This is a genomic window from Paraburkholderia sp. BR14374, from assembly GCF_040948685.1.
Classification (GTDB): domain Bacteria; phylum Pseudomonadota; class Gammaproteobacteria; order Burkholderiales; family Burkholderiaceae; genus Paraburkholderia; species Paraburkholderia youngii.
In genome coordinates, this window is record NZ_JBFPKF010000022.1 from 45,214 (window position 1) to 71,413 (window position 26,200).

Annotated in this window: 23 protein-coding genes; 15 read left to right on the top strand and 8 right to left on the bottom strand. The window is 63.7% G+C overall.

What is annotated here, in order from left to right; all coding sequences use genetic code 11:
- Positions 1-7 precede the first annotated feature (7 nt).
- Positions 8-1,375: an MFS transporter gene (locus tag AB3X86_RS32495; protein WP_368599128.1), complete on the top strand. Its 1,368-nt coding sequence runs from the start codon at positions 8-10 to the stop codon at positions 1,373-1,375.
- Between the two features lie 113 nt (positions 1,376-1,488).
- On the opposite strand, the gene AB3X86_RS32500 is transcribed toward AB3X86_RS32495, so the two are convergent.
- From AB3X86_RS32500 to AB3X86_RS32510, 3 genes are all read right to left on the bottom strand, one after another.
- Positions 1,489-2,244 (bottom strand): TetR/AcrR family transcriptional regulator, encoded by a 756-nt coding sequence (locus AB3X86_RS32500; RefSeq protein WP_176379355.1) that lies wholly within the window; start codon positions 2,242-2,244, stop codon positions 1,489-1,491.
- A gap of 105 nt (positions 2,245-2,349) precedes the next feature.
- Positions 2,350-3,639 (bottom strand): NAD(P)/FAD-dependent oxidoreductase, encoded by a 1,290-nt coding sequence (locus AB3X86_RS32505; protein ID WP_368599129.1) that lies wholly within the window; start codon positions 3,637-3,639, stop codon positions 2,350-2,352.
- 107 nt (positions 3,640-3,746) lie between these two features.
- Positions 3,747-4,679, bottom strand: a complete 933-nt coding sequence (locus AB3X86_RS32510; RefSeq protein ID WP_368599130.1) for a dihydrodipicolinate synthase family protein — start codon at positions 4,677-4,679, stop codon at positions 3,747-3,749.
- A gap of 159 nt (positions 4,680-4,838) precedes the next feature.
- On the opposite strand from AB3X86_RS32510, the gene AB3X86_RS32515 reads away from it, so the two are divergent.
- Positions 4,839-5,792, top strand: coding sequence for a LysR family transcriptional regulator (locus AB3X86_RS32515; protein WP_368599131.1), 954 nt, complete (start codon positions 4,839-4,841; stop codon positions 5,790-5,792).
- A gap of 309 nt (positions 5,793-6,101) precedes the next feature.
- A complete protein-coding gene (locus AB3X86_RS32520) occupies positions 6,102-9,215 on the top strand; it encodes a transglycosylase domain-containing protein (protein WP_368599132.1) in 3,114 nt (1,037 codons plus the stop codon).
- 5 nt (positions 9,216-9,220) lie between these two features.
- On the opposite strand, the gene AB3X86_RS32525 is transcribed toward AB3X86_RS32520, so the two are convergent.
- The 4 genes from AB3X86_RS32525 to AB3X86_RS32540 form a co-directional block, all read right to left on the bottom strand.
- Positions 9,221-10,465, bottom strand: coding sequence for an ROK family transcriptional regulator (locus AB3X86_RS32525; RefSeq protein WP_176120224.1), 1,245 nt, complete (start codon positions 10,463-10,465; stop codon positions 9,221-9,223).
- 42 nt (positions 10,466-10,507) lie between these two features.
- Positions 10,508-11,311: an ATP-binding cassette domain-containing protein gene (locus AB3X86_RS32530; RefSeq protein ID WP_368582361.1), complete on the bottom strand. Its 804-nt coding sequence runs from the start codon at positions 11,309-11,311 to the stop codon at positions 10,508-10,510.
- A gap of 20 nt (positions 11,312-11,331) precedes the next feature.
- Positions 11,332-12,321: an ABC transporter permease gene (locus AB3X86_RS32535; protein ID WP_176106521.1), complete on the bottom strand. Its 990-nt coding sequence runs from the start codon at positions 12,319-12,321 to the stop codon at positions 11,332-11,334.
- Between the two features lie 97 nt (positions 12,322-12,418).
- Positions 12,419-13,420, bottom strand: a complete 1,002-nt coding sequence (locus AB3X86_RS32540) for a sugar ABC transporter substrate-binding protein (protein ID WP_368599133.1) — start codon at positions 13,418-13,420, stop codon at positions 12,419-12,421.
- A gap of 450 nt (positions 13,421-13,870) precedes the next feature.
- On the opposite strand from AB3X86_RS32540, the gene AB3X86_RS32545 reads away from it, so the two are divergent.
- Entirely contained in the window at positions 13,871-15,079 is a 1,209-nt protein-coding gene (locus AB3X86_RS32545; RefSeq protein ID WP_176379363.1) for an MFS transporter, read from the top strand.
- A gap of 61 nt (positions 15,080-15,140) precedes the next feature.
- Here the strand turns inward: AB3X86_RS32545 and AB3X86_RS32550 are convergent, their stop codons facing one another.
- Entirely contained in the window at positions 15,141-16,184 is a 1,044-nt protein-coding gene (locus AB3X86_RS32550) for a LacI family DNA-binding transcriptional regulator (protein ID WP_368599134.1), read from the bottom strand.
- A 194-nt stretch (positions 16,185-16,378) separates the two neighbouring features.
- Here AB3X86_RS32550 and AB3X86_RS32555 point away from each other — a divergent pair, with 194 nt between their 5' ends.
- From AB3X86_RS32555 to AB3X86_RS32605, 11 genes are all read left to right on the top strand, one after another.
- Positions 16,379-17,530 (top strand): ABC transporter ATP-binding protein, encoded by a 1,152-nt coding sequence (locus AB3X86_RS32555; protein ID WP_368599135.1) that lies wholly within the window; start codon positions 16,379-16,381, stop codon positions 17,528-17,530.
- Between the two features lie 20 nt (positions 17,531-17,550).
- Positions 17,551-19,527 carry a beta-galactosidase gene (locus AB3X86_RS32560; RefSeq protein ID WP_368599136.1) on the top strand — a complete coding sequence of 659 codons (1,977 nt, stop codon included), beginning with the start codon at positions 17,551-17,553 and terminating at the stop codon, positions 19,525-19,527.
- Positions 19,528-19,615: 88 nt separating this feature from the next.
- Complete coding sequence (locus AB3X86_RS32565; RefSeq protein ID WP_368599137.1) at positions 19,616-20,869, top strand: ABC transporter substrate-binding protein; 1,254 nt, start codon at positions 19,616-19,618, stop codon at positions 20,867-20,869.
- A gap of 67 nt (positions 20,870-20,936) precedes the next feature.
- The gene (locus AB3X86_RS32570) at positions 20,937-21,911 is read left to right on the top strand and encodes a carbohydrate ABC transporter permease (RefSeq protein ID WP_368599138.1); all 975 of its coding nucleotides are present in this window, start codon (positions 20,937-20,939) and stop codon (positions 21,909-21,911) included.
- Positions 21,912-21,921: 10 nt separating this feature from the next.
- Positions 21,922-22,773 (top strand): carbohydrate ABC transporter permease, encoded by an 852-nt coding sequence (locus AB3X86_RS32575; RefSeq protein WP_368599139.1) that lies wholly within the window; start codon positions 21,922-21,924, stop codon positions 22,771-22,773.
- Positions 22,774-23,153: 380 nt separating this feature from the next.
- Complete coding sequence (locus tag AB3X86_RS32580; RefSeq protein ID WP_176120234.1) at positions 23,154-23,486, top strand: DUF2322 family protein; 333 nt, start codon at positions 23,154-23,156, stop codon at positions 23,484-23,486.
- A 246-nt stretch (positions 23,487-23,732) separates the two neighbouring features.
- Positions 23,733-24,023 (top strand): hypothetical protein, encoded by a 291-nt coding sequence (locus AB3X86_RS32585; protein ID WP_368599140.1) that lies wholly within the window; start codon positions 23,733-23,735, stop codon positions 24,021-24,023.
- A 58-nt stretch (positions 24,024-24,081) separates the two neighbouring features.
- Positions 24,082-24,225 (top strand): hypothetical protein, encoded by a 144-nt coding sequence (locus tag AB3X86_RS32590; RefSeq protein WP_368599141.1) that lies wholly within the window; start codon positions 24,082-24,084, stop codon positions 24,223-24,225.
- 97 nt (positions 24,226-24,322) lie between these two features.
- Positions 24,323-24,550, top strand: a complete 228-nt coding sequence (locus AB3X86_RS32595; RefSeq protein WP_176106509.1) for a hypothetical protein — start codon at positions 24,323-24,325, stop codon at positions 24,548-24,550.
- Positions 24,534-24,662 carry a hypothetical protein gene (locus AB3X86_RS32600; RefSeq protein ID WP_368599142.1) on the top strand — a complete coding sequence of 43 codons (129 nt, stop codon included), beginning with the start codon at positions 24,534-24,536 and terminating at the stop codon, positions 24,660-24,662. The genes AB3X86_RS32595 and AB3X86_RS32600 overlap by 17 nt, the downstream gene beginning before the upstream one ends.
- Before the next feature lie 665 nt (positions 24,663-25,327).
- Positions 25,328-26,194: a sterol desaturase family protein gene (locus tag AB3X86_RS32605; protein ID WP_152851520.1), complete on the top strand. Its 867-nt coding sequence runs from the start codon at positions 25,328-25,330 to the stop codon at positions 26,192-26,194.
- The last annotated feature ends 6 nt before the right edge of the window (positions 26,195-26,200 follow it).

Genomic DNA, 26,200 nt, shown 5'->3' on the forward strand with positions numbered 1-26,200 from the left:
GTACGACATGACGCAATCGTTCCAATCCAGTTCCGCGGGCTCGCCCGCGCAGAGCAAGTCGGCCAGCTCCGCGCGCCGTTCGAAAGCCCGTTATCAGATCCTCGGACTGCTCGCAGTCGGCACGATGATCAACTATCTCGACCGCACCGTTCTGGGCATCGCGGCGCCGCAGTTGACGAAGGAGCTCGGCATCAACGCCGCGCTGATGGGCTTGCTGTTCTCCGTGTTTTCATGGAGCTACGTGGCTTCGCAGATCCCGGGCGGCCTGTTTCTCGACCGCTTCGGCAGCAAGCTCACGTACTTCCTGTCGATGACGTTCTGGTCCCTGTGCACGCTCGCGCAGGGGCTCGTGGGTGGCATCGCCGGCTTGTTCGCGTTCCGTCTCGGCCTTGGCGTTTCGGAAGCACCGTGCTTCCCGACCAATAGCCGCGTGGTCGCCACGTGGTTTCCCCAAAGCGAACGCGCGATGGCGACCGGCACCTACACGGTCGGCGAATATATCGGCCTCGCGTTTTTCAGCCCGTTCCTGTTCATGCTGATGGGCGCGTTTGGGTGGCGCTCGCTGTTCCTCGTGGTCGGCGGCGTCGGTATCGCGTTTGGCGTGGTTTGGTGGCTGATGTATCGCGAGCCGCGCGATCATCCGTCGGCGAATCAGGAAGAGCTCGACTATATCGAGGCGGGCGGCGGTCTCACGCAACGCCACAAGGATGTCGCGGGTGCGGCCGATACGGCGGCATCGAAGACGAGCGGCTTTCAATGGCGCACGATCGGCCAGCTGCTCAAGCATCGTCAGCTGACCGGCATCTGCCTCGGCCAGTTCGCGGGCAATTCGACGCTGGTATTTTTCCTCACATGGTTCCCGACGTATCTCGCCACCGAGCGTCACATGGCGTGGCTGAAGATCGGCTTCTTCGCGATCATGCCGTTCATTGCGGCGTCGATCGGCGTGATGTTCGGCGGCGTGTTCTCCGACTGGCTGCTGCGTCGTGGCAAATCGCCGAACGTCGCGCGCAAGCTGCCGATCATCGCCGGTCTGCTGCTCGCGTCGACGATCATTCTCGCCAACTATGTCGAGAGCAACGTGGTCGTGATCGCGATTCTGTCGGTGGCATTCTTTGCGCAAGGTATGGCCGCGCTCGGCTGGACGCTGGTGTCGGATATCGCGCCCGAAGGCCTGCTTGGCGTGACCGGCGGCATCTTCAACTTCGCCGCGAATCTGGCGGGTATCGTGACCCCGCTGGTGGTGGGCCTGATCGTCGCGGCGACCGGTTCGTTCGTCGGTGCGCTGGTGTTCATCGGTGTCATCGCGTTGATCGGCGCGCTGTCGTATATCTTCATCGTCGGCGATATCAAGCGGATCGTGCTGGCGGATTGAGGCTTCCTGTTGAGACGTCGCTTCAGGTGACGGGTGTCGAAGCGAAAAAAAACGGGATGTGGTGAAAGCCACATCCCGTTTTTCATTTTGAGCCGGTCGCTACCCAACCGGCCTCAATCGTCCTTCTTCACGAACCGCAAGATCGCATCGACGATCATCGCCCGATGCCGCGCGCGCAATCGAGGATGCGACGGATCGCGCCCGAACGCGGTGCCGAACGTATGCCGGTTGCCCACGCGATGAAAGCACAGCGAACTGATCATCAGATGCAGATCGATCGGATCGATGTCGCTGCGGAACTGGCCAGCCGCGATGCCGCGCGCGAGCAGATCTTCGATCGTGTGAATCACAGTGACGTTGCGTCCTTTGAACGTCTTCACCTGCTCGACGTACTTTGCGCCGTGAATGTTTTCGATGGTCACGAGGCGCACGAAGTCGCGCTGCCGGTCGTGGTAGTCGAACGTGAATTCGACCAGCGCGCGCATGCCCTCGACCGGATCGAGTTCGCTGATGTGCAGATCCTGTTCGAGCGCGCGAATGTCTCCATACACCTTTTCCAGCACCGCCTGGTACAGCCCTTCCTTGCTGCCGAAGTAGTAGTACAGCATGCGCTTGGTGGTGTTCGTGCGCTCCGCGATCGCGTCGACGCGTGCGCCCGTCAGTCCCATCGCGGAGAACTCCTGGGTCGCGACGTCGAGGATGTTGCGCTTCGTCTGCTCGGGATCGTATTTGCGTGGGGCGTCCGCACGCCGGGCTTCAACACGCCGGGCGTCGGCTCGCTTGGTGTCGGTACGTCGCGCGTCGGCGTGCGGTGCGCCGGACACGATGCCGTTGGTATCAGGCTCGGCGGCCTTGCTTCCCTTTTTCATTGTGGTTTCGAGCGGCAGTGACGGCGCATTCTAGCATGGCGAAATGGGCCTCTGGCGCGGGTCTCGGGCATCGGTGCAGGTATTTCGGAGGGGCCTGGGTGGCGCTTACGCGACCGGTCGCGCGGGCCGGCGGCGCACGGCGAGGGCGTCGCGTGTTTGCATCGCGGTGTACGTGAGCTGCGCGGCCGCGAGACCGAGCGCGCCGTATGTGCGCGTGAGGCCGAAGCTCGCGAATGCATCGGGCACCGGCCGTTCACCGCAGATTGCCGCGGCCAGCAATTCGCCCGACACCGTGGTCGGCGCCATGCCGTGTCCGCCGAAACCGACCGCGTACCAGACGCCGTCCGTGCTTTGGCCGATCTGCGGCATCTTGTGCCGCGCGTAGCTCATCAGCCCGCCCCACGCATGCTCGATGCGCACGTCGCGCAGCTGCGGATACACCTTCAGCAAGTCCTGCCGCAGAAGATGCGCGATCGCCTCGGGTTCGCGATCACGCACCGAGATGCGGCCGCCCCACAGGATGCGCGTATCGGGCAGCGGCCGGTAGTAGTCGAATGCGAAGCGGGTGTCGTAGACCGCGGCGCGCGTCGCGATCGCGTCGTGCAAGCGTTCGCCGAGCGGCTCGGTCGCCATCACGTAGGTGGCGATCGGCAGCACCGCGCGCTCGACGCGCGCGTACACGTTGCGCGCATAGCCGCCGCCCGCCATCACGACATGACGCGCGTCGAGCGCACCTTGCGGTGTCTCGACGACGAAGCCCGCGCCGTCGCGCCGCAAGCCGACGACCGGCGAGCGCTCGTGGATCGTCACGCCCGCTTGCGCGGCCGCCGCGGCGACGCCGACGACGTACTTGAGCGGATGAAAATGGAACGCGTTGCGCTCGAAAAGTCCGCCGTGATAGCGGTTCGTTTTCAGTTGTGCGGCGAGTTCGTCGGCAGCGATCGGTTCCCAGTCGACGCCGAACGAATCGCGCATCAGACGCCGTTGCGCTTCGAGACGTGCCGGTTCATCGAACCAGTTCGCGAGGATCACCCCGGCATCGGTTGCGTCGCAATCGATCCGATAGCGCGCAATGCGTTTGCGCATCAGCTCGACCGCGTCAGTGGTCAGCGCATAGAGTTCACGCGCCCGTGCCGGGCCGAGCGTCTTCAGCAGGTCGGCGCAATCGAGGCTATAGCCGCCGAACACGAAGCCGCCGTTGCGTCCCGATGCGCCGAAGCCGACTTGCTGCGCTTCGAGCACGACGACGTTTTCGACGCCGCGCTCGGCGAGTCCCAACGCGGTGGAGAGTCCCGCGAGCCCGCCGCCGATGATGCAGACGTGTGCGCTGCGTCGACCGTTGAGGGGCGCATAGGTGGAGGAGCGGGTGACGGTGGCTTCGTAGAAACTTTGCATGGGGCGCGAGCTCGTGGACACGCCCTAGGTTAGCGGCAATCGCGTGTTGCCGTCCAGCCCGCGGAAGCCCGCACGTCGGCGGGCGCCCCGCTGCATTTCAACGTGTGTTATCGACCCCAGCGCAACACCAGCGGATTGAGCCGGCGCGCGATCTTCAACAGCCCTTCGCGCGTCGCCGGATGCATCTGCGGCAGCGGATGACGCACCGCGTCCGAAGCGATCACGCCGCCTTCCTTCATCAGCGCCTTGCACGATGCGAGGCCGCCCTGGCGGTTCTCGTAGTTGATCAGCGGCAGCCACTGCTGATAGTGCGCGGCGGCGGCCTCGGTATCGCCGGCCGCATAGGCATCGATGATCAGGCGGATGCCATCGGCATAACCGCCGCCCGTCATCGAGCCGGTCGCGCCCGCATCGAGATCGGCCATCAACGTGATCGCTTCCTCGCCGTCCCACGGACCGACGATCGCGTCGCCGCCCAGTTCGATCAGCTCGCGCAGCTTGTTGGCGGCCTGTGGCGTTTCGATCTTGAAGTACGACACGTTGTCGATCTCGCGCGCCATGCGGGCGAGGAACGGCGCGGATAACGGCGTGCCGCTGACCGGCGCATCCTGGATCATGATCGGAATCTGGATCGCATCGGACACCGTGCGATAGAACTCGTAGATGCCGCGCTCGCCGATGCGGATCGTCGCGCCGTGATACGGCGGCATCACCATCACCATCGCGGCGCCCGCGGCCTGCGCGGCGCGGCTGCGTTCCGCGCACTGGTACGAACTGAAGTGCGTGGTCGTGACGATCACCGGCACGCGGCCCGCGACATGTTCGAGCGCGAGATGCATCAATGTGCTGCGCTCGTCGTCGGACAGCGCGAACTGCTCGGAGAAGTTCGCGAGAACGCACAGGCCGTTCGAGCCGGCATCGATCATGAAATCGAGGCAGCGCTTCTGGCCTTCGAGGTCGAGGCGCCCGGCGTCGTCGAAGATCGTCGGCACGACGGGGAAGACGCCGCGCAGGGCGGGGGAGTGTGACGCTTGGCTCATGGCGATGTGGTCCGTGCTGGGATAGAAGGATTGCGCTCGAGCCCGCGAACGAGCGGCGCAACTGGATCAATGTCTCCTACGGCGACTATACGGCGCCGGGCGTCGCAGGTATATTGAATTGTTTCCATATCGTGATCGCTTTTGCGACTCACCCGCCCGATGAAAGACACGCTCAACGTCCTGTTGTCGAAGCTGCGCATGAAGCAACTGCATCTGCTGATCGCGCTCGACGATCACAAATCGCTGCACAAAGCGGCCGGCGTGATGTCGATGACGCAATCGGCGGCGAGCAAGGCGCTGCAGGAGCTCGAATCGATGCTCGACGCACCGCTTTTCGAGCGCTCGAAAAGCGGCATGATCCCGAACCAGCTCGGCCATTGCGTGATCCGCTATGCGCGCGTCGTGACGTCGGACCTCACCGCGCTGTGTCAGGACGTCGCGGAAATACGTTCGGGGCGTGGCGGGCGGCTCGCGCTCGGCGCGATCATGGGCGCGATTCCCGACTGCGTGGTGCCCGCGCTGAACCAGTTGCATGCGGCGCAACCGGGTCTGTCGATCGAGGTGGTCGAAGACACCAGCGCGCGGATGCTCGCGCAGCTCGACGACGGCCGGCTCGATCTGGTGGTCGGCCGCGCGGCGGTCGCGGCCGATCCGTCGAAGTATCAGTATCGCCCGCTCGGCGACGAGCCGTTGGCGGTGGTGGTCGGGTATCAGCATGCGCCGTTGCCGCGTCGCGAGATGACGTTGAGCGAGCTCGGCGGGCATCGCTGGGTCATGTATCCGTCACATATGCCGCTGCATGCGCTGCTCGAACGCGAGATGGATCTCGCCGGCCTCGATATGCCCGACAATCCGATTTCGACGGCTTCCACTTTCGTGACAGTCGCGCTGCTGCAAAGCAGCGCCGAACTCGTTTCGCTGCTGCCGAGCGCGATTGCCGGGCCGTTCGTGCGGCACAAGATGCTGCGCGTCGTGCCGGTCAGGCTCAAATCGCCATCGCAGACTTTCGGCATCGTCACGCGCAAGGGCGGCGTGCTGTCGCCGCCGGCGGAGCGGTTCATCGCGCTGTTGCGCGCGCAGACGCAGCGGACGCAGACGAAAACACGAGCTTAGCCGCACCGCCACCGGCTTGTTCGGTCGTTCGCCCGGTTGCCGGTAAGAATGCCAGCCCAAAAGCGACTTTATTTCGGCAAGCGCCGCCAGAAACGGCAAAACCGCCCGAAAAGGCGGTTTGGTATTCGGGTGAAAAGACCTTCAATATCTCATGCCGGTTCGCGTTTTGTCATTCGACGCCAGCGGGTGTTGTAGCCGCGACACTGTCGCGTCAATCTGAGCCGATGACGGTTTCTCGTTCCGAGCTACACTGGTTTATATGAACTGAGCCAGGCTGGACATCCTGGCCATCGCTCGGGGAGAGCAGCCATGAATCGGCCACCGCTTCGGTTTCCGCTTCGCGCGACCAGCACCGTGACCGTGCGGAGTTGGCGTTGGCTCAAATGGGGCCTGGCCGCATTTTTTCTGCTCGCGATGGCGCTGATTGCGCGGCTCGTGCAGATCGAGATCGAGACCTCGCGGCTGCAGGCGCGCTACCTTTCGGAGCTGACCCGCGACGTCGGTTTCTCGGTCGCCGACGGTCCCAGTCATTCCATCCGCTTTCCGCAAGCCGACAAGGGCCCGTACGACGCGCGCCTCGGCTACGCGCTGTTGCCTGCCATTCAGCAGCGCCTGTTGCAGCATGGCTTCGAAATCAGCTCGCAGGCGCGCGATTCAGAACGCATGCTGTCGCTGGCCGATGACGGCCTGTTCCTGCCTTACGACGAAAAAGACACGGCAGGCCTGCAATTGTTCGACGGCACTGGCGTGCCGCTATACAGCGCTCAGTTTCCGGGCCGCGTGTACGACAGCTTCGACGCGATTCCGCCGCTCGTCGTGAACTCGCTGCTGTTCATCGAAGACCGCTATCTGCTCGATCCGGGTCAGCCGAACCGCAATCCGGCGATCGACTGGGGGCGCTTCAGCCGCGCGCTCGTCGACCAGGGCGCGCGCGTTTTCAATCGTCATCAGCAGACGCCGGGCGGCAGCACGCTCGCAACGCAGATCGAGAAATTCCGTCACTCGGCGGGCGGCCGCACCGCGACGCCGCCGGAAAAGCTGCGGCAAATCGCGTCTGCGTCGGTGCGCGCGTATCTGAATGGACCGCAAACGCTGCCCGCGCGCGAACAGATCGTCATGCACTATCTGAACTCGGTGCCGCTCGCCGCGCAGCCCGGCGTCGGCGAAATCAACGGGATTGGCGATGGTCTCGCCGCCTGGTATGGGCGCGATTTCCGCGAGACCAACCGTCTGCTGAAGGCGCCGTCGACCGACGCGAATCTGCCCGACCAGGGCCTGGCGTTTCGGGAAGTGCTGTCGCTGATGATCGCGCAGCGCGCGCCGTCGTTTTTCCTGCAGCGCGGCTATCCGGAACTCGAACGGCTGACCGACAGCTATCTGCGGCTGCTCGCGAGTGGCGGCGTGATCACCGCGCAGTTGCGCGACGCGGCGTTGGCGGCGCATGTCGAACTGCACCGCGCGCCGCGCAGCACGCCGGATCTCGGTTCGTTCGTGTCGCGCAAGGCCGTGACGTCGATGCGCTCGCATCTGCTCGCCGCGCTCGGCGTGCGCAGCTTCTATGAACTGGACCGCCTCGACGTGCAGGCGACGGGCACGCTGAACAATGACGTGCAACAGGCCGTCGCCGAGCGCCTCGCCGCCGCCGCGACCAAAGACGGCGCGAAGGCCGCGGGGCTCGTTGGCTACGAAATGCTGCGCGGGTCCGACGATCCGACGCATATCGCCTACAGCTTCACGCTTTTCGAACGGCACGGCGACGCGAACCTCGTGCGCGTGCAGACCGATAGCGTGAACCAGCCGTTCGACATCAATTCGGGCGCGCGCCTGAACCTGGGTTCGACCGCGAAACTGCGCACCGTCATCACGTATCTGCAGATCGTCACCGACCTGCACGCCCGTTACGCCTCGCTGAGCAATGCCGAGCTGAAAGCAGTCACGCCCGATCCGAACGATCGGCTGACGCACTGGGCGATCGACTATCTGCTGCACACGCGCGATCACTCGCTGCAGCCGATGCTCGACGCCGCCGTCGAGCGTAAATACTCGGCGAGCCCCGGCGAAACGTTCTTTACGGGCGGCGGCGCGCAGACCTTCACGAACTTCGAGTCCGACGACAACAGCCGCATCCTGACCGTGCATCGTGCGTTCCAGCATTCGGTGAATCTCGTGTTCGTGCGCCTGATGCGCGATATCGTGCACTATGAAATGGTGCAGACCACCGGGCCGTCGTCGGAATGGCTCGGCGATACGGCGACCCGCAAGATGTATCTGACGCGTTTCGCCGATCAGGAAAGCCGCGTGTACATGAAGCGTTTCTACACGAAGTATCACGGCAAGACGCCCGATCAGCAGATCACGCTCTTGCTGCTCGGCGTGCGCAAATCGCCGCCGAAAGTGGCGACCGCTTTGCGCAGCGTCGCGCCGGATCAATCGAACGCCTGGTTCAACAAGATGATGTACGCGGCGCTGAAGAACACCCCGTCGGCTTCGATGCTCGACGACGAAGACCTCGCGAATCTGTACGACAAGTACGGCATCAACCGTTTCAATCTGAACGACCGCGGCTATATCTCCAGCGTGCATCCGCTCGAACTATGGACGCTGAATTATCTGCGCAAGCATCCCGATGCGACGCTCGCGCAGATCGAAACCGCAAGCCAGGACGTGCGACTGTCCACCTACTCGTGGCTCTTCAAGACGCGCTATCACGCGACTCAGGATCGCCGTATCAAGCGCATGGTCGAACTGCGCGCGTTCGACGCGATCGGCAAATCGTGGCAGGCGCTCGGCTATCCGTTCGCGTCGCTGACGCCGTCGTATGCGGCGGCGATCGGCGCGTCGGGCGATCGTCCGGCGGCGCTCGCGCAACTGATCGGCGTGATCGCGAACGGCGGCAACAAGGTGCCGACCGAAACGCTGACGCAAATCGACTTCGCGAAGGATACGCCGTACGAAACGCATTTCAGGCGCGCGGTGATCGCGCCGCAGCAGCAGGTGTCGCCGGAGATCGCGAGCGAGGTACGGATGCTGTTGCGTGACGTCGTGACGGGGGGTACCGCGAGGCGCCTCGCGCAAGGTATGACGTTCCCGAACGGCGAAACGCTCGAAGTCTATGGTAAGACCGGCACCGGCGATCAGCGCTTGAACGTGTATGCGAAGGGCGCGCGCTTGATCGAGTCGCGCAAGGTGAATCGCAGCGCGACCTTCGTGTTCGCGCTCGGCGACCGCTTCTATGGCACGCTGACCGCGTGGGTGCACGAGCCCTACGCCGCGCGTTACGACTTCACGAGTGCGCTGGCGGTGCAGTTGCTGAAGTCGATGGCTCCGGCGTTGCAGCCGTTGCTCGATAAGCCGGTTCAGAAAACCGTGACGACGGTGCCGGCGCAAGCGCCGCCAGCAGCGACGAAAGTTGCCGCGCACTGAACCGCTTAGCGCTCGTCAAAACCCGCCTCCGACGCCGCCGGCTTCAGAAACAGCTCATGGACCGGTGCGAAATGCCCATAGAGCGGCAGAATCGCACCGCCCATCGCACGGGCGTCGGCGCCGATCGCGCCTTCCAGCAATTGCGGCCGCACCATCCCTTCCCATTCGAAACGATCGAGCACGCGCTCGGTGCGGCGAATGATCTCGCGCAGCAATAGCCGGTCGAACTCGCCGTCGATCACGACGGCTTCGAGATCGAGCAGCGCGGCCGCGTTGGTCAGCGCGTTTGCGATCGCCGGGCACGCGCTATCGAGCCATTGCTCGGTATGCCGCCACAACTCGGGCGACAGTGCGCGATGATCGTGCGCCGCGGCGGCCGGCGCGCCCGCATCGCTGAACAGTTGTTCGAGCACGAAGCCCGATGCCGCGTGCAGCAGCTGCCGCGCGGGTTTGCGTGCGCTGCCTTCGCGCAGCGGGATCGAACCGACCGCGCCGGCGTTGTCGTGCGGACCGCCATGCAGACGGCCGTCGATCACGAGTCCGCCGCCGATGAACGTGCCGACGAACAGATACAGGAAGTTGTGGATGCCGCGGCCCTGGCCCATCACGAGTTCGGCCGCGCAAGCGGCCGTGGTGTCTTTGGCGAACTCGACGGGCAGGCCGGTTATCGTCGCGATGCGCGCGCGCAGATCGATGTCGTTCCAGGCTTCGAGCGCGCCGGGCGGCGCGCCGAGAAAGTCGCGCCAGCCGCCGAGCCACAACGGCGCCGCGACGCCGACGCCAACCACTTTGCCGGCCTTCGCACCGAGCGTCTGGTTCACGCGCGCGAGTTTGCTTTCGAGCGCGGGGAACAGCGTTCGCGGGTCGGGATACGCATACTCGAACACGTCGCGGCACACGATGCGCCCGGCGAAGTCCATCGCGAGCACGTCGAGACTGCGGCGTCCGACCTTGATGCCGATCGTATACGCGCCGTCCGCGCGCAACGCGATCGGCACCGACGGCTGGCCGATCTTGCCGCGCACGCGCGCCTGTTTTTCGAGCAAGCCGTCGGCGATCAGCCGGTCGACGATCATCGACACCGTCTGCATCGAAAGACGCGTGAGGCGGCCGACCTCGGCCTTCGGCAGCGGGCCATGCAAGCGGATCGTTTGCAGCACGATCCGCTCGTTGAATTGCCGCATGCCGACCTGATTCGAGCCGACCGTGCGTTTGACCGGCGAACGCGGGCTGGTGCTGGAAGTGTCCATCGTCGTGTATCGGCCTCGTGGCTCAGCGGGTTGAGCGGCGCGTCACGCGATTGCCTTCACGTCGGCTTCCTTCGCGCCGGTCATGATCGCGACCGCTTCCGACATGTGCACGTCCTTCGTATTGACGAGCGCCGCGCGCCGGCCGAGCCGCTGAATATGGATGCGATCGGCGATCTCGAACACGTGCGGCATGTTGTGGCTGATCAGGATGACCGGTAAACCACGATCGCGCACGCGCCGTATCAGTTCGAGCACCATGTTGCCTTCCTTCACGCCGAGCGCGGCGGTGGGCTCGTCGAGAATCACGACGTGACGCGCGAACGCCGCGCTGCGTGCCACCGCGACACCCTGGCGCTGGCCGCCGGACAGCGTTTCGACCGCCTGGCGCATCGAGCGGATGCCGATTTGCAGATCTTTCATGGCCGCGGTCGCTTCGTCGAGCATGCGGCGCTTGTCGATCATCTTGAACAGCGAGCCGCGCCAGCCTGGCTTCAGCAATTCGCGGGCGAGAAACAGGTTTTCGGCGATGCTCATCGCCGGCGCAACCGCGAGTTCCTGGTACACGGTCTCGATGCCTTGCGCGCGCGCGTCGAGCGGACTGCGGAACTTGACTGGTTTGCCGTCGAGCAGAATCTCGCCTTCGTCGGGCACCGTCGCGCCGGAAAGCGCCTTGATCAGCGACGATTTGCCCGCGCCGTTGTCGCCGATCACCGCGAGGATTTCGCCCGGCAGCACTTCAAAATCGCAACCGTCGAGCGCGGTCACGTTGCCATAACGTTTGACGAGCCCGCGTGCTTGCAGAACCGGCATCGCGGCGGACGTGGAAGGGGAGGTGGAAGTCAGCATGACAAGGCTCCTGTGCGGGATCAACGGCCGCGGTGCGAGAGTTTATCGGCGGCGACCGCGAGAATCACGAGGATGCCGGTGATCAAGACCTGGTACACCGAGGACACACCGATCAGCGTCAGGCCGTTACGGAACACGCCGACGATCAGCGCTCCGAGCAAGGTGCCGACGATCGACCCGCGTCCGCCGAACAGACTCGTGCCGCCGAGCACGACCGCGGTGATGCTGTCGAGGTTCTCGGTTTGCCCGGCCTGCGGATCGCCGACGCCGGTGCGCGCTACCGACAGCAGCGCGGCGATGCCATAGATCGCGCCGGCGAGCGTGTAGACGATCAGCAGAATCCGCTGCGACGACAGGCCCATCAGCCGCGCGGCCTCGGCGTTGTTGCCGAGCGCGTACAGATGCCGGCCGGGCACCGTGTCGCGCAGCACGAACCACGTGGCCAGATACATCAGCAGCGTCAGCACGGTGCCGTACGTGACTTCCGCCGGTCCGAGCCTGAACGTGCTGCCGAAGAACATGATCGCGTCGGGCAGGTTCGACACGCTTTCCGCGTTCGAGTAGATCTGCGTGAGCGCAAACGCGATGTTCAGCGTACCCAGCGTGACGATGAACGCGGGAAGCTTGATGCGTGTGATCAACAGACCGTTCAGTAAGCCGAACAATGTGCTGGCGCCGATGCCGCATAGGATTGCGAGAATGGGTGGCACGCCGAGCACGACCGCGAACTTGGTCATGATGATCGAGCCGAAGGCCATCACCATGCCGCAGGACAAATCGATGCCACCGGTCAGCACGATCAGCGTCTGGCCGATCGCGATGACCGCGACGACCATCGTCTGTTGCAGGATCAGCGACAGGTTCTGGAACGATAGAAAGCGGCTGCTCTGCGAAATAAAGAATGCGCAGGCCAGCACCAGCGCGATCAACGGTCCGATTTCGGTCAGCGATGGCAGATGCTCGGAGAAAGACGGGCGCGGGCGGCCGGCGGGCGCGGAAGGGGTCGACATGATGGCAGTCCTCGGTACATGAGCGTGACGTGAAGGTCACGCGGCGAATCAGATGGCGGCCCGCTACGACGCGCAACGGGCCGCTGTGCAATGCGTGTTACTTGCCCCAGCAGTTATCGAGGCCGAACTTCGTGTCCTTGCTATCGACGCCGGACATCGGTTTGTCGGTGATCAGCGTGACGCCGGTGTCCTGATACCCGGAGACCTTCTTGCCGGTCTTCGCGTAATCGACGCCGGCGCTGACGCCGAGCGAGGCCATCTTCAGCGGATACTGCTGCGAGGTCGCCGCGATCGCGCCGGCCTTCACGTTGCGCACGCCTTCGCAGCCGCCGTCGATCGACACGATCATCACGCCCTTGTCCTTGCCCGCTGCCTTCAGCGCGCGATACGCGCCGGCCGCGGCCGGTTCGTTGATCGTGTAGACCACGTTGATATCGGGTGCCTTCTGCAGGCAGTTTTCCATCGCGGTCTGGCCTTTCGCCTGATCGCCGCGCGTGTCCTGGCTGCAGACGATCGACGCATCGCCTTCCTTGACACCGAAGCCTTCGAGGAAGCCGTTGTGACGCAGCACGCCGACCGACACGCCCGGTGCGAGATCGAGCGTGGCGATCTTCGCGGGTTTGCCGTTCAGCGCGGCCTTCGCATATTTGCCGATCAGCACGCCGGCCTTGAAGTTGTCGGTCGCGAAGAGGGCGTCGGTCGCGTCCTGCGGATCGGTCGGCGTATCGAGCGCGACGACCATCACGCCGGCCGCGCGCGCCTTCTTGATGCTCGGCACGATCGCCTTGGTGTCGCTCGGCGTGATCAGGATCGCTTTCGCGCCGGCCGTCATCATGTTTTCGATCGCGGTGACCTGGCTCGCGTTGTCGCCGTCGAACTTGCCGGCGGCCGTGATCAGTTTCGCGCCGTCTTTCGACGCGGTCGCGTCCGCGCCCTGGCGCATCTTGACGAAGAACGGGTTCGTATCGGTCTTCGTGATCAGGCCGATGACGGGCTGGTCGGCGGCATGACTCGCGCTCGCGCACCACAGCGCCGCTGCCGCGGCACACATCGACACGATTGTCCTGACGACAGGACGCCTGTGGGAATTCAGATTCATGAGACGCTCCTCCAGTTATTGGCAACGACGTGTGAGACTGCTGATAGATCGAAACTGCAAAGTTGCTGGGTCCGACGTTCGGCGATGACGCTTCGATTCGACGTGGTCCGAAGGAAATCACCTAAATCACTTTGGTTGATTTAGTACAGCAGGCGCGCAGCCGATCGTCAAGGTAATGCGAAAGCGGAAATTTGCCGCGCGGCGCCCCGCGTGCAGGCTGAAAGGCTTGCGTGCTAAGGCTTTGAAGGCGTGTTGCGGTGCGAAGCAGCGCGTTTGTGCTTCGGGAAAGTCCTGGATCGACTGAAAGCTATTTGAAGCTTGAGCGATGGCTTCTAAACACATTTCGCGGCACGTAACGCGCTTTTTCGGTGTTCGCTGAATCCAGAGGCGAGGTTGCGGCGGAACGGCACTTGCTCGCGTCGACAGAACGTGAACCTGTCGGAGAGACCCATGCCTTCGCATTGGTGGCAGCGACGACTCGGCTCCCGTGCGTCGCTGAGCGCCGCCGCGCTCGTGATCGGCGTTCTGTACGCGGGCAGCACGATGGTCACGCCGCTTTATCCGCTCTATCAACGCCGGTTCGGCTTGTCCGAGCTGACGATCACGCTCGTGTACGCGACCTACGTGATCGGCAACCTCGGGGCGTTGTTTCTATTCGGTCGCGTATCCGACCAGGCCGGCCGTCGATCGGTCACTCTGCTGGTGCTCGCAGCCGCGATCGCGAGCACGATGTGCTTTCTATTCGCCACGCATGCGACGTGGCTGTTCGTCGCCCGAGCGGCAAGCGGACTTGCGATCGGCGTCGGTGCCGCCACGGCGACCGCGTGGATCGCGGAATTGCACGCCGGCGCCGATAAGGCGCCCGCCAGCCGTCTTGCCGCGGCGGTCAATCTGGCCGGGCTCGGAGTGGGGCCGCTGCTGACCGGACTGCTCGCGCAGTTCGCGCCCTGGCCGTTGCACACGGTGTTCGTCGTTTATCTGTTGACGCTTCTGGTCACCGCGGCGTTGGCGGCGCTCGCATGCGAAACCGTGCAGGAGCGCGCCCGGACGTTTGCACAGGTGTCGTTTGCGCCACGCATCGGCGTACCCGCGCGATTGCGCGTGGCATTCGTCGTGCCTGCCGTCACCGCGTTCGCGACCTTCGCGCTGCTCGGCTTTTTCGCGGCGCTGCTGCCCAATCTGATCGCGAACAGCATGCATCTGCATAGCCCCGCGCTGAGCGGGGCGCTCGTCGCCGAACTGTTCGCCGCGAGCACGATCACGGTGATGGTTACGTCGAAACTCGCCGCCCGCACCGCGATGTTCGCCGGTCTGTGGCTGTTGCCGCCGAGTCTGGCGTTGCTGCTGTGGGCGCAGGTCGCCGCCTCGATCGTGGTGCTGAGCGCGGCGACGGCGTTGTGTGGCATCGCAGCCGCGCTCGGGTTTCGCGGCAGCTTGCAGGAGGTCAACCGGATCGCGCCCGCGGACCAACGCGCCGAATTGCTATCGGCGTATCTGCTCTGCTGTTACACCGGCAACTCGTTGCCGGCGGTCGGCATAGCGCTGCTGTCGACCCGGGTCGGCCATTTGTGGGCCAACGTCGCGTTCGCGGCGGTGTCCGCGGTCTTGGCCTGCATTGCGTTGGCGGTCGGTGCGCGTGTGCCTCGTCACGCGAGTTGATGCGCGGCAAGCCGGCTGAGCGTCGGCGACTACACGTAGCGTCGTGGCTGCTACCGCCACATCAACGCGAGCGGGGCGCGGCCGTCGATGCGCGCACGACCAGTTTCGGCTCGGACGAAATCCGCATCGGCACGTGCGCCGGCACGTCCCCCACGGCGCGTCCAGCTTGCCCGTACGACGTCTCGATCAGCTCGCGCAGCAGTTCCACCGCAAGTCCCGCTACCTCGACCGTCGGTACTGCCACCGTCGTCAGCGCGGGACGCGACTCGCGCGCGAGCTGGATGTCGGTGATGCCGATCACAGACAGATCGTGCGGCACGCGCAGGCCGAGGTCCGCCGCCGCGTGCATCGCGCCGAGCGCGGGCAGGTCGTTGGTCGCGAAGATCGCGCTCAGCTGCGGATCGGCTTCAAGCAGCGCGCGCGTCGCAAGGTAGCCGCCGTGGATCGTGTCGACCGCGTGCCGCACGCGATTCCTCGTCACGCCGGCCGCACGCAACGCGTCGACGAAACCCTCGTAGCGCGCCGCGTGAATGCCCGACGCCTTGCTGCCGACGATCGCACCAAAGCGCCGATGCCCGAGTTCGAGCAGATGCTCGCCGGCCAGCTTGCCGGCCAGCCGGAAATCGACCGCGACGCACGGCAACCCGGGCGGTTCGCTGGGCCGCTCCCACATGCACAGCACGACCGGTGTGCCGCGCGCTTCGGTCTTGTGCAGATCGGCGAAATCCAGGTTCGCGTTGGTCACGAGCACACCTTCGGAAAGCGTGCCGGCGATCTGGTCGAGGTACGCGCGGCCACTCAGCGGATCCTCGTTCGTATTGCAGATGATCACGAAGTGGCCGCTCGCGCGCGCGGCGCGTTCGACCGCGAGCGCGAACTCCGGATAGAACGGATTCGCGATGCTCGACACCATCAGCGCAAGCGTCGGCGCGCGGCCTTCGGCGAGCGCGCGCGCGGCGAGATGCGGGCGATAGCCGAGCGCCGCGACCGCGTCGAGCACGCGTTGCCGCGTCGTTTCGCCGACGCGGCCGCGATTGCGCAGCACGTTGGACACCGTGGCAGGCGTGACGCCGGCGTGACGCGCGACTTCGCTGAGTGTAGGCATGATAAGGTCAGTATTTGGGATGGCTGTCCGGCATTTGCGTCGCGGCGCGAGGCGCGGCAACATCTGCCCTCGAACCAAGTACAAAACGATATCGGAGACAGACCCAACGATCGCCTTGCGGTCGATTTTTTCGGTCACGCTGATTAAGCGCTTAATCTCCGACTTCGCGCCGATTAAATCACGGAGTCGATGCAATGGCGAGCATTTCGTTACGAGGCGTGCAGAAGGCGTATGGCGACGGTGCCCCAGTGATTCGCAACGTCGATCTGGACATCGGTGAAAACGAGTTCTGCGTGTTTCTCGGCCCGTCGGGCTGCGGCAAATCCACGCTGTTGCGCATGATCGCCGGACTCGAAGACGTGATCGACGGCGACCTGTCGATCGGCGGGAAGATCGTCAACGACGTGCCGGCCGCGCAACGCGGCGTCGCAATGGTGTTCCAGAGCTATGCGCTGTTTCCGCACATGAGCGTGTTCGAGAACATGGCGTTCGGCCTGAAACTCGCGAAGACCCCGAAGGATGAAATCGAGCGCAAGGTGCGTGAAGCCGCGCGCATCCTGCAACTCGAGGCACTGCTCGAGCGCAAGCCGAAGGCGCTGTCGGGCGGGCAGCGGCAGCGCGTCGCGATCGGCCGCGCGATCGTGCGCGAGCCCGGCGTGTTTCTGTTCGACGAACCGCTGTCCAATCTCGATGCAACCTTGCGCGGACAAACGCGCGTCGAGATCGCACGCCTGCATAAGCAGTTCGCGAAGGCGAGCGTGGTCTACGTGACGCACGATCAGATCGAAGCGATGACCCTCGCCGACAAGATCGTGCTGCTGCATTCGGGCAAGGACACCGAGCGCTACGGCAGCATCGCGCAGATCGGCGCGCCGCTCGAGTTGTATCACCGCCCGAAAAGCCGCTTCGTGGCCGGGTTTATCGGCTCGCCGCGAATGAATTTCCTGCCGGGCAAGGTGGCCTCGCTCGATGTGCACGGCGTGCTCGTCACGCTCGATCACACCGGCGAGAACGTGCGCGTGCCGGTCAGCAGCGCGGGCTTGCAGTCAGCGCAGCCGGTCACGCTCGGCGTGCGTCCCGAGCATCTGGAGTTCGTCGATGCATCGGCCGCGTCGCAAGACGGCGTGCTCGCGCGCACCGTATCGCTCGTCGAGCAGCTTGGCGAACACAGCTACGTGCACCTCGATCAACCCGGCGGGGCCGTGCTGATCGCGAAGGCGCCGGGCAACACGCGCCTCGCCCCAGGCGATCGCGCGAGCCTGCGGGTGCCGCGTACCGCCTGTCATCTGTTTACCGAGGACGGCTTCGCGGCCGCGTCGCTCGAATCCGTCGAACACTACGCTTGAAGAACATTGGGGACACAGGGATGCGTTTAGGAGTCTGTTATTACCCGGAGCACTGGCCCGAGTCGATGTGGGAAGACGACGCGCGCCGGATGAAAGCGCTCGGCATCGAGCAGGTGCGAATTGCAGAATTCGCGTGGAGCCGCATCGAGCCGACGCCCGGCGAATACGATTGGGGCTGGCTCGATCGAGCCGTCGACGTGCTCGGCGCGGCTGGCCTGAAAGTCGTCATGTGTACGCCGACCGCGACACCACCGAAGTGGCTGATCGATCGTCATCCGGATATCCTGCCGGTCGGCGCCGATGGACGCCCACGCGCGTTCGGCTCGCGGCGTCATTACGACTTCTCGTCGCCCGCGTATTTCGAGGCGTCGCGTCGTATCTGCACGGCGGTGGCCGAGCGCTACGGCAAGCATCCGGCGGTCGCTTTCTGGCAGACCGATAACGAATTCGGCTGTCATTACACGGTGGTCAGCTATTCGCCGGCCGCGGTCACACGCTTTCGCGAGTGGCTGAAGGCGCGTTATCAGACGATCGAGGCGTTGAACGAAGCGTGGGGCACGGTGTTCTGGAGCATGGAGTACCGCGGCTTCGAGGAAATCGACGCGCCGGTCGGCACCGTGACCGAGGCGCATCCGTCGCATCGGCTCGACTACCGGCGCTTCGCATCCGACGAAGTGGCGCGCTACAACCGCATGCAGGTCGAGATCATTCGCGCGCATTCGCCGGGCCGGCCGGTCGCGCACAACTTCATGCAGCTTTTCACCGAGTTCGATCACTACAAGGTCGCGGCCGATCTCGACGTCGCGACGTGGGACAGCTATCCGCTCGGCGCGCTCGAAGAACAGTGGTTCGCGCCGGACCTCAAGGCGCGCTGGTTGCGTACCGGTCATCCGGATTTCGCGTCGTTCAATCACGACGTGTATCGCGGTATGTCGAAGCTGCCGCTGTGGGTGATGGAGCAGCAGCCGGGGCCGGTGAACTGGGCGCAGTGGAACCCGGCACCGCTGCCGGGCATGGTGCGGCTGTGGAGCTGGGAAGCGTTCGCGCACGGCGCTGGCTGCGTGTCGTATTTCCGCTGGCGTCAGGCGCCGTTCGCGCAGGAGCAGATGCATGCGGGGCTCAATACGCCCGATAACCGGCTCGACGTCGGCGGCAATGAAGCCTCGCAGGTGGCATCGGAAATTCACAAGGTGCTCGCCGCGAATGCCGATGCGAATGCGTCGATCCGCTCGAAAGTCGCGCTCGTCTACGACTACGAAGCGAAGTGGCTGTTCGAGATTCATCCGCAGGGCGCGGATTTTCACTATCCGCGCTTCGCGTTCGAGTACTACTCGGCTTTGCGCTCGCTCGGACTCGACGTCGATGTCGTGCCGGCCAATGCATCGTTCGATGGCTATAGCCTCGTCGTCGTGCCGCCGCTGCCGATGGTGCCCGACGATTTCGCCGAACGTCTCGCACGCTCGGGCGCGCAAGTCGTGCTCGGCCCACGTACTGGATCGAAGACGCGCGACCTGCGGATTCCGGCGAATCTGCCGCCTGGCGCATTGACGTCGGTGTTGCCGCTGCGGGTGTGGCGTGTCGAATCGATGCGACCGAACGTGACCGAAGCGGTAGTGCTCGAACAGCAGGGCGGTGCCGCCGATGGCTTCGCGCGACACTGGCGCGATTTCATCGACAGCGACGCATCATCCTCGTTCGACGTGCGCGCGCGTTTCGCGGACGGTCATCCCGCGTACGTGCGAAGCGGCGCGTTCCACTACCTCGCGAGCCTGTTCGACGACGCGTTGACGGTGCATCTGTTCGCGCAGATCGCACAGGAAGCGGGCCTCGAAACGCAGGCGCTCGGCGACAGCGTGCGCATCAGCCGACGCGGCGCGCTGACCTATGTGTTCAACTATGGCGATCAAGCCCGCACGCTCGACCACATTCCCGACGACGCTTTCGTGATAGGTTCACGCGAGTTGGCGCCGCAAGGTGTAGCGATCTACCGCTCGTAATAGAAGTCCAGTCGTAGCAACTCCACGCAGTCATTCGAAACAGAAGCGACAACGTCGCAAAAACCTTGGCATAAAGGAGACAGTCAGGATGAAACTGAAACCAGGCAAGATTCTTTTGGCGCTCGCGCTGGCCGCGGTCGCCGCGGGGACCTCCGTCGTCAGCACCGCACAGGCGGGCACACTCGCGCTGAACATCGCGTACAAGGGCGCGAGCCAGCGCGCGGTGTGGCAGCAGGTGGTCGACGAGTTCAAGAAGGCGCATCCCGATGTCGACGTGAAGGTGTCGTTCATCGACGAGGAGGCCTACAAGGTTCAGTTGCCGGGTTGGCTTTCGACTGTCGCACCCGATATCGTCAACTGGCACGACGGCGAACGGATGGCCTATTACGCGCAGCGTGGTCTGTTCGATGATCTGAGTGGCGACTGGCAGAAGAACGGCTGGAGCGGCATGTATGCGTCGACGAAGGAAGCATCGTCGTACAAGGGCAAGCAGTATGCCGCGCCGACCGTGTACTACTCGTGGGGGATGTTCTATCGCAAGGATCTGTTCGAGAAGGCCGGCATCAAGGGCGAGCCAAAAACATGGGACGAGTTTCTTGACGCCGCGAAAAAGCTCAAGGCCGCCGGCATTACGCCGATCGCGGTGGCGGGCCGCGACGCCTGGACGCTCGCCGGCTGGTTCGACTATCTCGATCTGCGTCTGAACGGCAACGCGTTCCATCAGAAGCTGATGGCCGGCGAGATTCCGTACACCGATCCGCGTGTGAAGAAGGTCTATACGACATGGAAGCAGCTAATCGACGACGGCTACTTCATCAACAATTCACTGTCCTACGATCTCGACGCGGTGCAGCCGTTCCTGTTCCAGGGCAAGGCGGCCATGATGCTGATGGGGACGTTCATTGCGGCCGGTTTTCCGGACAACGTGAAGCCGCAAATGGGCTACTTCCAGTTCCCGATCATCGACTCCAAGGTGCCGACCGCCGAAGATGGGCCGGTCGAATCGCTGCATATTCCGTCGAAGGCGAAGAACAAGACCGATGCGCACACGTTCCTTGCTTTCGTCGCGACGCCCGAGATCGGCGAACAACTCGCAAAGGGGCTCGGCTCGTTGTCGGCGAATAGCAAATCGCCGGAGCCTGAAGAACCGATTTCGAAGATCGGTTTCCAGATCCTGTCGAATACGAAGGGCGGTATCGCGCAGTTCTACGATCGCGACATGACGAAGGAAATGGCCGACGAAGGGATGAAGGGGATGCAGCAGTTCGTCTCCGATCCGTCGAAACTCGACGACATCCTCGCGCAGCTCGAGCAGACGCGTCAGCGTATCTACAAGAAGTGAGCGGCGGCGGCCGCAAGGCCGCTGTCCGACGCATCGCGTTGTATCAGATCGGATCGGGAGATTGATCGTGTCGCATTCCGTCAGCCGTCATAGCGTCGACGGTCCTGTTGAATCCGGTGGGTCGAGCTTGCCCGCGCCGGGCGGGGCGCTGGGCGGCGCACCCGTCGCGTCGCGCCGGCGCGGCCCGACGCCGACCGCGCGGCGGCAGCGGCGCGCCGCGTTCCTGTTTCTCGCGCCGGCCTGCTTCATGGTGGCCGTGTACGTGGTATGGCCGATTCTCTCGACGATCCGCCTGAGCTTCTTCAATTGGGACGGGATGACCGAGCCGACCTTCATCGGTCTCGCGAACTATATCGAGCTGGTCCATACGCCGACGTTCTATACGGCGCTGAGGAACAACCTGATCTGGCTCGTGCTGTTCCTGCTCGCACCGCCAATGGGGCTCGCCGTCGCGCTGTATCTGAACCAGGCGGTGGCGGGCATTCGGATCGTCAAGTCGCTGTTCTTCGCACCGTTCGTGTTGTCGGGCGTCGTGGTCGGGCTGATCTTTTCGTGGTTCTACGATCCGACCTTCGGCCTGCTCGCGATGATGCTCGGCCGCGGCGTGCCGGTGCTCGGCGATCCGCGCTATGCGACCTTCGGCATCGTGTTCGCGGCACTGTGGCCGCAAACCGCGTATTGCATGATTCTCTATCTGACCGGCTTGACCACGTTGAACGCCGAGCAGATCGAAGCCGCGCGAATGGAAGGCGCGCAGGGCTGGTCGATGCTATGGCATGTGATCCTGCCGCAGTTGCGGCCCACGACGTTCATGGCGATCGTCGTGACGATCATCGGCGCGCTGCGCAGCTTCGATCTGATTTCGGTGATGACGGGCGGCGGTCCGTTCGAAAGCTCGACGGTGCTTGCCTACTTCATGTACGACCAGGCAATCAAGTATTACCGCATCGGCTATTCGGCGGCGATCGCGGTGGTGCTGTTCGGCATCATGCTCGTGTACATCGTCTATCACCTGCGGCGGATGCTGCGCGCCGAGCAATAAGGAGCCGCTGATGTTTCCGATTCCGATCGACAAATGGAAGCCGGCCACGCGCCGTGCATACAAACTGACGTTGCCGATTGCACTCGTGATCTGGCTGCTGCCGATGATCGCGGTGCTGATCACGTCCGTGCGTTCGACCGAAGAACTGAGCGAGGGCAACTACTGGGGATGGCCGAAGCACTTTGCGATGTTCGATAACTATCGCGAGGCGTTGACGACGTCGCCGATGCTGCATTACTTCTGGAACAGCATGCTGATCACGGTGCCTTCGGTAGTGGGCTCGATCGCACTCGCGGCGATGGCGGGCTTTGCATTGGCGATCTATCGCTTTCGTGGCAATTCGACGTTGTTCGCGACGTTCGTCGCGGGCAACTTCGTGCCGATCCAGGTGTTGATGATTCCGGTGCGCGATCTGTCGTTGCAACTCGGGCTGTTCAATACCGTGAGCGCGCTGATTCTGTTTCATGTGTCGTTCCAAACCGGCTTTTGCGCGCTGTTTCTGCGCAACTTCATCAAGCAGCTGCCGTTCGAACTGGTCGAGGCGGCGCGCATCGAAGGGGCGAACGAATGGACCGTGTTCTTCAGGATCGTGCTGCCGCTGATTCGTCCTGCGCTCGCGGCGTTGGCGATCCTCGTGTTCACGTTCGTGTGGAACGACTATTTCTGGGCCCTGTGTCTGACGCAAGGCGATGACGCTGCGCCGATCACGGTCGGCGTGGCCGCGCTGAAAGGGCAGTGGACGACCGCGTGGAATCTCGTTTCGGCGGGATCGATTCTGGCGGCGCTGCCATCGGTGATGATGTTCTTCGCGATGCAAAAGCATTTTGTCGCGGGACTGACGTTTGGCGCGACGAAGGGGTGAAGATGTTGGCGCGTGGCGATGCTGCGCAGAGAAGGGTTGCCCGCGCAAGCGGGCTTTTTTCGTGCTCGATTGCTGCCCGCCCGCTGGCTTATCCATCAACACGTGAACGATTTCCACTGACGCGGAACGTTCTACCGCATATTGCGTGAAGAGTTTCCGATTGGATTGGAGCGCGGATTCGGCCGCGCACAATACCGCACCTTAACAACGCAACTTCTACTACCGGTATTGCTGCTACCCCTATCTCTGGTTTGTCGAGGTCATGGCCCGTGCGAAACATTCGCTGGGAAAACCAGGTCGCGCCGCAGATTCACCCGCTCGCCGCCCATCGGATAAGATACGGCCCGCCATGCATTTTTAGAACGGAAGGAGTGGTTTCAATGATCGAACCGAGCAACGTTTTCAAGGAAAATCTCGCCAGAATGCCGGCAATCGACGGCATCGCACGCATCGATCTGGTCAACGGCAGCGGTGCCGTGGTCGCTAGCATCGAGAACAAACCGGGCAAGCAGGGCTCGCTCGCGGTGTACAACTACCTGCGCGGCGCGTTCGGCACGCTCGACGCGAAGGCGGCCGAACACGGCCTCGCGCTGTTCGCCGAGCATACGGCCGACGCGCGCAACCGTCCGGGCGCCCATCCGAACGTCGATCACCTGCTGGCGATTGCCGCCGGCGGCGAGGCATTGCGCATCGACGTGGTTCCGGCAGCTTAAGGCCGCTCGAGTCTTTTCCGCTTCCACAAGCTAGACGTTTTCCTACCGCTGCCGCAAATTCCGACGCCCCGGCGACGGGATTTGCGGCCCGTCAGCGCTGATTGCCCGGTAAAAACCCTCGTTTTTCTCGAAGCCCCCGGATTAGCTTCAGATTCGGCTTCTGTTCGGCGAATTGAAACGCCGGGGGGCGGCGCACACTGAGTTCGTCCCGTCGCGTATATCGCGCTTTTCCGTCAGGAGCCCCGGATGTCTTCCCGTCACAACAAGCCCCGCCGGTTCGACGCCGACCTGCCTGAACTCACCACCTCGGAATGGGATCAGCCGACGCCGGGTCCTGACGACATCGCAATGCGCGAACTGCAACGCGGTTCCGAAGCCATCCTGCGTCTCGCCACGCAGGCACACGCGGCGGTCGCCCGAAGCGACGAAGCGGGTGCGCGAGCCGCGCGCCAATCGCTCGAAACGCAGCTGACGTTCACCACCGCCCTGATCGATGAGCTGCTGTTCGGTGCGCCCGAGCGCTCCACGCTGCATTGACGGCGAACGCGGCAGCAACACCGTACTAACCCGCAGTCCCGAAGTTCCGGAAGCTGACATGAGCGCTTTGACCGTCTTTCTTTGCATCTGGGCCATGGTCGCGTTTTGCGCGGTCCTGTTCATCCGCGGCGCAAGTCCGCGCGTCGAGCGTGAGATACAACAGCCGCGCGCCCGTCCGTCGCGCTATTCGATCGCCGAGTGACGCGAACGTCCGACGACGCGGAATCAACGGGGTAACATGAAGAGCGCCGACGCCACTGCCGGCCGGCACCGACGATGTTCCCCCCGGAGGTTCTCGTATGGACACACATTCGATTCTCGGCATGCTGCATGCCGAAGAGGCTTTGCTGGTCTCCATCGTGCGGTCGCTGCCTGACGACATCAAGCGCAAAATCGCCAACGATTTTCACGAGCAGGCGGAACTCGCCGAAAGCTCGCATCTGAATCCCACCACGAACCGCGAAACGAGCGACGCATTCAAGGCCCATGTCCGGCGTCTATCGAACATGCTTGCTTCGTTGTCTTGACTCGGCCCCGCAGGACCCGCTCAAGGTCGATCTACCGCAGAAGAAGGCGCTTGCCGCCGATGAATTGCGGCAGTTCGAGTTGCGGGTCGCGCAATTGACCGCGCTGCTGTAAGCCATTTGTCGTCTCAACTTTGCGACACGCCGGTCCGCCTGACCCAGGTACTCTTTCGTCGCATCGCGCTCCGGCGATCCTGGCCGATACGTGTCGCAAACCTTGACCTGTCAATCCGCGTTCGGGTATTCCCGCGCGCGTCGAACGACGTGTGCGCACAAGCACGAACTCGTCGGAACATTCGCGCGGCGTTTCATTTCCGATGCATTGCGTGCGATCAGGGCCGCCTCAAAGTGCATCGGTACGCATCCGTCCATACGTGGCAACGCTTTGTCCCAGCATGGCATAGCCGTTGCAATAAGTCCGGCACAAGAACTACACATGTTGCAGCCGGAATTTCACGCAGTGAACAAATGCCGACGGCAGCAAACGTCTTCGCGATTCGCGCTCGGGGAGCCTGGCGCAACATGCGAAGTACGGCGGGGCCACCACCAAACGGATGTCGACAAACAACGACGACGCAAGCGGACGATACGGCTGTATTTAACGTCCGCTCGCGATCGTGACGGCGTGAAGCGATGACCCCGCCATTTTTTCCGTGCTTGCGGGTGCAGCCGAATGCGCGGCGGCCCGAGCGAAAGGGCGCTTGCGCGCGGACCAGCGGACTGCGAAGATCATGCTAACGCTCCTCTACACGGTATGCAGCCGCTGCATCAGGGAATGCCATGTTAGCGTCGAGCCCGTTTCCGGCATTGCTGCACCACGCGAGCCTGTGGCTGCAAGGCTATGCGCTCGTGCTGGTCATGATGGGACTCGGCGCGTTGCTCGAGCGCCGCTGGCCGGCCGCATTGCTGCAATCGCGCGCAGGGCAGCGTCTGAACATGGCGTACGCGGGCCTGTATCTGGCGTTGGTTGAAGCCACCAAGCCGCTGACCGCGGCCGCAAGCGTCGCGATCGTGAATGCACTCGGCGGCGGCATGGTGGTGCTGGTGTCGCACGGGTGGGGCGCGCTCGCTTCGTTCGTGATCGTACTGTTGACGATCGATTGCCTCGAATACGCGTTTCATCGCTTGCAGCACACGTGGCCCATCTTGTGGAAGCTGCATTCGCTGCACCATAGCGCGGTGGATTTCAACGTGACGATCACATTGCGGCATCACTGGATCGAAGTGCTCATCAAGGGCTGCCTGCTTTATCCGCTCGTCGGGGTACTGTTCAAGGTCGAGCCGTGGATCGTCGGTGCGACGTCGATCGTGTTCATGTTCGGCAACTACTTCGCGCATCTAAATTTGCGCGTGGACCTCGGCCGCTACGTCACGTGGGTCAACAATCCGCAGTATCACCGTTTGCATCACTCGATTCGCGCCGAGCATCTCAATCACAACTTCACGCAGCTATTGCCGATGTGGGATCACGTGTTCGGCACGCGCTGGGTGCCCGCGAAACACGAGTGGCCCGCCACCGGTCTCGACGATGGCACGCAGCCGAGCTCACTGCTCGGCGCGTTCAGCTGGCCATTGGGTCAGCATGCGGGACGCGATGCGTTACCCGTTCGCAAGCCGCTTGCCGTGCTCGACAAGAAAGCGAAATAGCACTGG